A 6,083-nucleotide genomic window follows, 5' to 3' on the forward strand; every position below is an offset into this window, starting at 1 on the left:
TCGCACGGTCATCGCGGCCGGGTACCCCTCTCCCGGCAACGTTTAACGCGGATTTTCCGGGAAATCAGAGTGCCATGACCGCACCCGAACCCCGGCGCCTGCGCGTGCTGCTGTGGCACGTCCACGGCTCGTGGACCGACGCCTTCGTCCGCGGCCGGCACCAGTGCCTCCTGCCGGTCTCCCCCGCCGGCGCGCCGTGGGGGCTCGGGCTCGCCGGGCGTGACTGGCCTTCGGCGAGCGAGGTGCCGCTCGACGCGGTGGCCGTAGCCGAACCCGACGTCGTGGTAGTGCAGCGGCCCGAGGAGCTCGGGGTGGCCGAACGGCTGGGCGTGCCGATCGTCTACGTCGAGCACAACGCTCCGCGGCCCTACGCCGCCTCGAGCGAGCACCCGCTGGCCGGGCGCTCGGACATCACCGTCGTGCACGTGACGCATTTCAACGACGCCATGTGGGACTGCGGCAACGCGCCCACGAAGGTCATCCCCCACGGCATCCCCGACCCCGGCACGCGCTACACGGGTGAGCTCGAGGCCGGTGTCTCGATGATCAACGAGCCGGTGCGCCGCGCCCGCGTGACCGGCGCCGACCTTCTGGACGTACTCGCCGAGGTCGCGCCCGTCGACGTCTTCGGCATGGGCACCGACGAGCTGACCGGGCGCGTGCGTGGGCTCGGCGACGTCACGGCGCCCGCGCTGCACGACGAGATCGCGCGCCGGCGGGTGTTCCTGCACACCGCGCGCTGGACGTCGCTGGGCCTGTCGCTGCTGGAGGCGATGCACCTCGCGATGCCGGTGGTCGTGTTCGCCTCGACCGAAGCAGTCGCCGCCGTGCCGCCCGAGGCCGGGGTGCTCTCCACCGACGTCTCCGTGCTGGCCGACGGATTCCGCGAGCTCCTGCACGAACCGGACTACGCCGCGCTCGCGGGCCAGAACGCGCGGGCGTACGCACTGAAACACTTCGGTCTCGACGCCTTCCTGGGCGCCTGGGACGAGCTCCTCACCGAAACCACTCGCTGATCACCGCTGACCCGAAGGGAGCACGACCCCGATGAAGATCGCGATGGTGTCCGAGCACGCGAACCCCCTCGCCGCACTGGGCGGAGAAGACGCCGGCGGGCAGAACGTGCACGTCGCCGAGCTGTCGGCGGCGCTCGTACGGGCCGGCCACGAGGTCACCGTCTACACCCGCCGCGAGAACCCAGACCAAGCCGAGGAGCTCCAGACGCCCCAGGGCTACCGCGTCGTGCACGTGCCCGCCGGCCCGGCGCGCACGCTGCCCAAGGACCAGCTGCTGCCGCACATGGGCGCGTTCGGCAGCTACCTGCGCGACCGCTGGAGCGCCGAGCGGCCCGACCTCGCCCACGCCCACTTCTGGATGTCGGGCATCGCCACGTCGCTGGCCGCCCAGGCCACCGGCACCCCGACCGCGCAGACCTTCCACGCGCTGGGTGTGGTGAAAAAGCGCTACCAAGGTGACCAGGACACCAGCCCGACCGACCGGATTCGCCTGGAGCGCCTCATCGGCCGCCGCGCGGGCCGCGTGATCGCCACGTGCTCCGACGAGGTTTTCGAGCTCTCCCGCCTGGGCGTGCCACGCACCCGCATTTCCGTCGTGCCGTGCGGCGTCGACCTCAAGCGCTTCAGCCCCGACGGCCGCGTCGCCAAGCGCCGGGCCGCCCACCGCCTGGTCGCTGTCGGCCGGCTGGTGCCGCGCAAGGGGTTCGACACGGCGATCGTCGCGCTCGCGCAGCTGCCAAACACCGAGCTCGTGATCGCCGGTGGCCCGGAGAAGGGGCGCCTGGCGTCCGACCCGGAGGCCCAGCGGCTGCGGGACCTCGCGCAGCGGTCCGGCGTCGCTGACCGGGTGCGGTTCGCCGGGCAGGTGGCGCGTTCGGAGATGCCCGCGCTGCTGCGCTCAGCCGACGCGGTGGTCTGCACGCCGTGGTACGAACCGTTCGGCATCGTCCCGCTGGAAGCCATGGCCTGCGGGGTGCCCGTCGTGGCCGCCGCGGTGGGCGGGCTCACCGACACCGTCGTGGACGGGGTCACCGGCCGGCTCGTGCGCCCGCGCCGCGCGAACGAGCTCGCGTCGCGGCTGCGATTGCTCGTCGAGGACCCGGCGCTGGGCCACGCGTACGGGGTCGCCGGCCTGGACCGGGTACGGGCGCGCTACTCGTGGGACCGCGTCGCGGCGGACACGGCCCGGGCATACGACAAGATCGTGCCGGGACTCGCCGTAGCCGCGGAAGCACAGTGACCACGGGCCCTGCCCGGCGGCGCACCCGCTCGGGGCAGGGCCCGCACTCAGCCCACGTAGCGGCGAGCTTTCGACTTCCGCTGCGGCCCTTCCAGCAGCCGCAGCCCTTCCTCCACCGCCGGCGGCACCACGCGGCGCTCGGCCAGCACCGACGGCAGTCCCCGCGCCACCTCGCCCAGGGCGGCCAGCGTCGCGCTGTCCAGGGGCGCCGAGCGCAGCACGTCGGCACCGCGGCGGAAGACCGCGGGCCAGGGGCGGCGCAGGAGCAGCGTCCAGAGCGTGTTGCGGATACCCAGGCGCCGCCGGCGGCGGGGATCGCGAAGCGGCGAAGGCGCGTGGTGGATCACGACGTCCTCGGCCCAGCACATCCACCAGCCGCGCGCGGCGAGATCGAGGGCGAAGAGCTCTTCCTCGCCGCCGAGCCACATCCTGGGCGAGAACCCGCCGACTTCGCCGAAGGCGTCGACGCGCACCGCGGTAAGGCCGGCCATGATCCCGAGCAGCGCGGGGCCCGGGAGCCAGTCCGGGCCGGCCACGGGCGAGTGGCGCAGCTCGGGGGTGATCGGGTCCTCCGCCAGCCCGGGCTCGACGAGGCACCGGCCCGTCACGGAACCGAGGCCCGGGTATTGGTCGAGCAGCTCGCCGGCGCGGGTCAGTGCGCCCGGCTGCCAGCAGGTGTCGTCATCGCAGAACGCGACGTAGGGCGTCGTCACCTCGGCGACCGCGATATTGCGTGCGACCGCGCCGAGGTTCTCGTCCAGCCGCAAGAGCCGGACGCCGGGGAATTCGCGCGCCACCATCGACGCCGAGCCGTCGGTGGACGCGTTGTCCGCGACGACGATCGGAGCTTCGTCGGGCAGCGACGTCATGTGCGCCAGCGTGCGCCGGAGCTGTTCGCGGCGGTTGCGGGTGATGATCACGACCGAGATGCGGGGCACTTCGCGGTTCCTTCCAGTGTGCGGGCCTGCTGTTCGACGGGGTCGGGTAGCACGCGTCGTTCGCGCACGGCGCGCGGCAGCCGCGGCAGCGCGCCCAGTACGGCCGACGGCGCGCTCCGGGCCGTACGCAGCACTTCGCGCCACGGCCGGCGCAGCACGGCGATGAGCAGCCGGTTGCGGGCCTCCGCGCGGCGGCGCCACGACGACGGCGGCCGCGAGCGGGACGGGTGGTGGTGCGCCCGCAGGTCCTCGACGTAACAAAGCTCCCATCCGCGCGCGGCGAGGTCGTAGGAAAGCAACTGCTCCTCCGCCCCGAAGTGCAGCAGCGGGCTGAAGCCACCTACCTCGAGGTAGGCCTCACAGCGCACGATCGCCGAGCACGCCAGAAAGCCGAGCACCAGTGGTCCGGGCGCGTCGCCGGGCCGCCCCAGTGGACTGTCCGCCATCTCCGGGATCACGGGGTCCTCGCGGCACTCAGGGCCGACGAGCGTACGGGCGGCGAGCAGACCTACGCGGGGGTGCTCGCCGAAGATGCGCTCGGCCTTGTTCAGTGCGTCCGGCGCCCACCACGAGTCGTCGTCGCTGAAGGCCACGTAAGGCGTGCCGGCCACCCGGACGCCCAGGTTGCGCGCCGCGGCGCCGAGGTTGTGCGGCAGCCGGATCAGGCGCACCTGCGGATAGGATGAGGCGACGGCCGCGGTGTTGTCGCGAGACGCGTTGTCCAGCACCACAATCGGAGGTTCAGGGTCCAGAGTGGACAGTTCCGCGAGCGTCCGGTCGAGCTCGCGAGCCCGGTCCCGGGTCGCGACGACCACCGTCGTGCGCGCGCTCACCGCGAGCTCACCAGCTCTTCGATCAGACCGGCCAAAGTGGGCTCCGGTCCCCCCGCGCCCGTGGCTGCCCTGGCCCGCCCATCGGCCGAAAGGCACCACGCCAGCCGGTCATCCAGCAGCGCGCGGTCGCCCGCGTCCGACGCGGCGACGACGGGCCAGTCCAGGGCGCGCCCCTGTGCGGTCACCTTGCCGCCTCCCGAGACGGGATCGACCGCGACCACCGGCACCCCGGCCTTGAGGCCCAGCACCAGCCCGTGCAGCCTGGTCGTGACCACCACGTCCATCCTGGACAGTGCGGTCACGAACTGGTCCGGGGTGGCGCACCGCTGCCAGTCCTCGTGCGCGAGCCGCGAATCCAGCGACACGTGGGCGCAGTCGAGGCCGGCCAGCCAACCGGTGAGCGCGTCGTGCACCTCGTCGTGGCGACCGGCCGTGCCGTACTCCGGCTGTCGTGGCGCGAGCACGACCCCGAGCACCGGCACCGACGACAGGGCCGCGCCCAACGACAGGTCCGGGGCCGACGTCGTGGCGTCGTCACGCGGGAGGAGGCGGTGGAACCCGGTCACGGCCGCGTCGGCTGGGTCGCCCGGGTCGGCCGGGTCGGGCACCGACACGCCCACCGCGACGCGCCGGCATTCCGAGTACCGTTCGTGCAGGTCACGCAGCTGCGGCCCGTGCACCGGGCCACAGCCGAACACCACGTGCGTGTAGTCCCCGGGTGATGCTGCGTCCAGGTGCAGCATGCCTGGGCGGAACGCCAGGCTCCATACGACGTCGTGGTCGATCCCCGCGGCCGCCAGCGCGGCCGCGGCAGCGCGCAACCCCAGGACGTCACCGGCCGTCGCTTCTCCGTGCAGAAAACTGGCCCAACCCGTGAGCAGAACTCGCATACCCCTCGGGTACCCGCCCGTGCCCGCCTCACACGGTTTCGCCGCCATCTGCGCCAGGTAGCCGCCACGGCATGACGACCAGGCGATTCGATCGCGCCGTGGTGACCGGAGGCGCCGGGTTCGTCGGCGCCCACCTATGCGCACTCCTGCTTTCCGAAGGTCTCGAAGTGACCGCTGTTGACAATCTTGCGACCTCCTCGGCCGCCACGCTCGAGGGCCTCCGCCGCCACGACCGCTTCCGGTTCGTGCGCCACGACGTCACCGAAGCGATCCCCCACGAGGACCGGGTGGACGTCGTGTTCCACCTCGCGTCCGCAGCCTCGCCGCGCGACTACCTCGCGCTGCCGATCGAAACCTTGCGCGCCGGCTCCCACGGCACGGAGCAGGCACTCGAACTCGCCCGCCGCGACGGCGCCCGCTTCGTGCTCGCCTCCACCAGCGAGGTCTACGGCGATCCCCTGGAACACCCACAGCACGAACGCTACTGGGGCAACGTCAACCCAGTCGGACCGCGCAGCGTCTACGACGAAGCCAAGCGCTACGCCGAGGCGCTCACCTCCGCATACCGGCGGGAGCACGGCGTCGACACGGCCATCGCCCGGATCTTCAACACTTACGGCCCCGGGATGCGCGTGAACGACGGCCGCATGATTCCGGCGTTCTTCACGCAGGCGCTGGCCGGAGAGCCACTCACCGTGACCGGTACCGGCAAGCAGACTCGCTCGATCTGCTACGTCGAGGACACCGTCGGCGGCCTCGTCGCGCTCGCTCGCTCCGGGTATCCGGGGCCGGTCAACCTCGGCAACCCCGACGAGCTGACCGTCCGTCAGGTCGCCGAACGCGTGAAGCAAATCACCGGTTCCAGCTCGCTGTCGAGTGCGTCGACGCGGTCGTCGACGACCCGCAGCGGCGGTGCCCCGACATCTCCCTCGCACGCGACATCCTGGGATGGGAACCCAAGATCGACGCGGATGACGGGCTCCGCCGCACAGCGGCGTGGTTCCGGCAGGTCCGTCGCGCTGAGTAGCGACGCCCAGGGCTTTTGCCGTCGGCCGTTTATTTATGACTTCGCCGGGTAGCGCTATAGACGAACGCGGGTCCGCCGGCGGGCCCCCGGACGCCAGAGGCAGGTCGATGCGCATACTCGGGATCAACGCCGTTTTTCA

Annotated in this window: 5 protein-coding genes and 1 pseudogene; 3 read left to right on the top strand and 3 right to left on the bottom strand. The window is 72.4% G+C overall.

The window, feature by feature from the left end; genetic code table 11:
- Positions 1-74 precede the first annotated feature (74 nt).
- Positions 75-1,016: a glycosyltransferase gene (locus tag AB0M56_RS48510; RefSeq protein ID WP_364189849.1), complete on the top strand. Its 942-nt coding sequence runs from the start codon at positions 75-77 to the stop codon at positions 1,014-1,016.
- 31 nt (positions 1,017-1,047) lie between these two features.
- Positions 1,048-2,256, top strand: coding sequence for a glycosyltransferase (locus tag AB0M56_RS48515; RefSeq protein ID WP_364189852.1), 1,209 nt, complete (start codon positions 1,048-1,050; stop codon positions 2,254-2,256).
- A 47-nt stretch (positions 2,257-2,303) separates the two neighbouring features.
- Here AB0M56_RS48515 and AB0M56_RS48520 read toward each other — a convergent pair whose 3' ends face one another.
- From AB0M56_RS48520 to AB0M56_RS48530, 3 genes are read right to left on the bottom strand one after another with little or no spacing between them, the layout of a single operon-like run.
- Entirely contained in the window at positions 2,304-3,194 is an 891-nt protein-coding gene (locus tag AB0M56_RS48520) for a glycosyltransferase (RefSeq protein ID WP_364189855.1), read from the bottom strand.
- On the bottom strand, positions 3,173-4,027 hold the full coding sequence (locus AB0M56_RS48525; protein WP_364189858.1) for a glycosyltransferase: 855 nt from the start codon (positions 4,025-4,027) through the stop codon (positions 3,173-3,175). The genes AB0M56_RS48520 and AB0M56_RS48525 overlap by 22 nt, the downstream gene beginning before the upstream one ends.
- A complete protein-coding gene (locus AB0M56_RS48530) occupies positions 4,024-4,917 on the bottom strand; it encodes a polysaccharide pyruvyl transferase family protein (RefSeq protein ID WP_364189861.1) in 894 nt (297 codons plus the stop codon). Before AB0M56_RS48530 ends, AB0M56_RS48525 begins: the two co-directional genes overlap by 4 nt.
- A 71-nt stretch (positions 4,918-4,988) precedes the next feature.
- Here AB0M56_RS48530 and AB0M56_RS48535 point away from each other — a divergent pair.
- Positions 4,989-5,944: pseudogene (locus AB0M56_RS48535) on the top strand (UDP-glucuronic acid decarboxylase family protein).
- Positions 5,945-6,083: the final 139 nt, after the last annotated feature.

This window comes from Amycolatopsis sp. NPDC051372, from assembly GCF_040682095.1.
Classification (GTDB): domain Bacteria; phylum Actinomycetota; class Actinomycetes; order Mycobacteriales; family Pseudonocardiaceae; genus Amycolatopsis.

What these genes read in the sequence shown, in the direction of transcription:
- AB0M56_RS48510 (WP_364189849.1), top strand. Translation starts at nt 75, where the DNA reads ATGACCGCACCCGAACCCCGGCGCCTGCGCGTGCTGCTGTGGCACGTC.
- AB0M56_RS48515 (WP_364189852.1), top strand. Translation starts at nt 1,048, where the DNA reads ATGAAGATCGCGATGGTGTCCGAGCACGCGAACCCCCTCGCCGCACTG.
- AB0M56_RS48530 (WP_364189861.1), bottom strand. Translation starts at nt 4,917, where the DNA reads ATGCGAGTTCTGCTCACGGGTTGGGCCAGTTTTCTGCACGGAGAAGCG.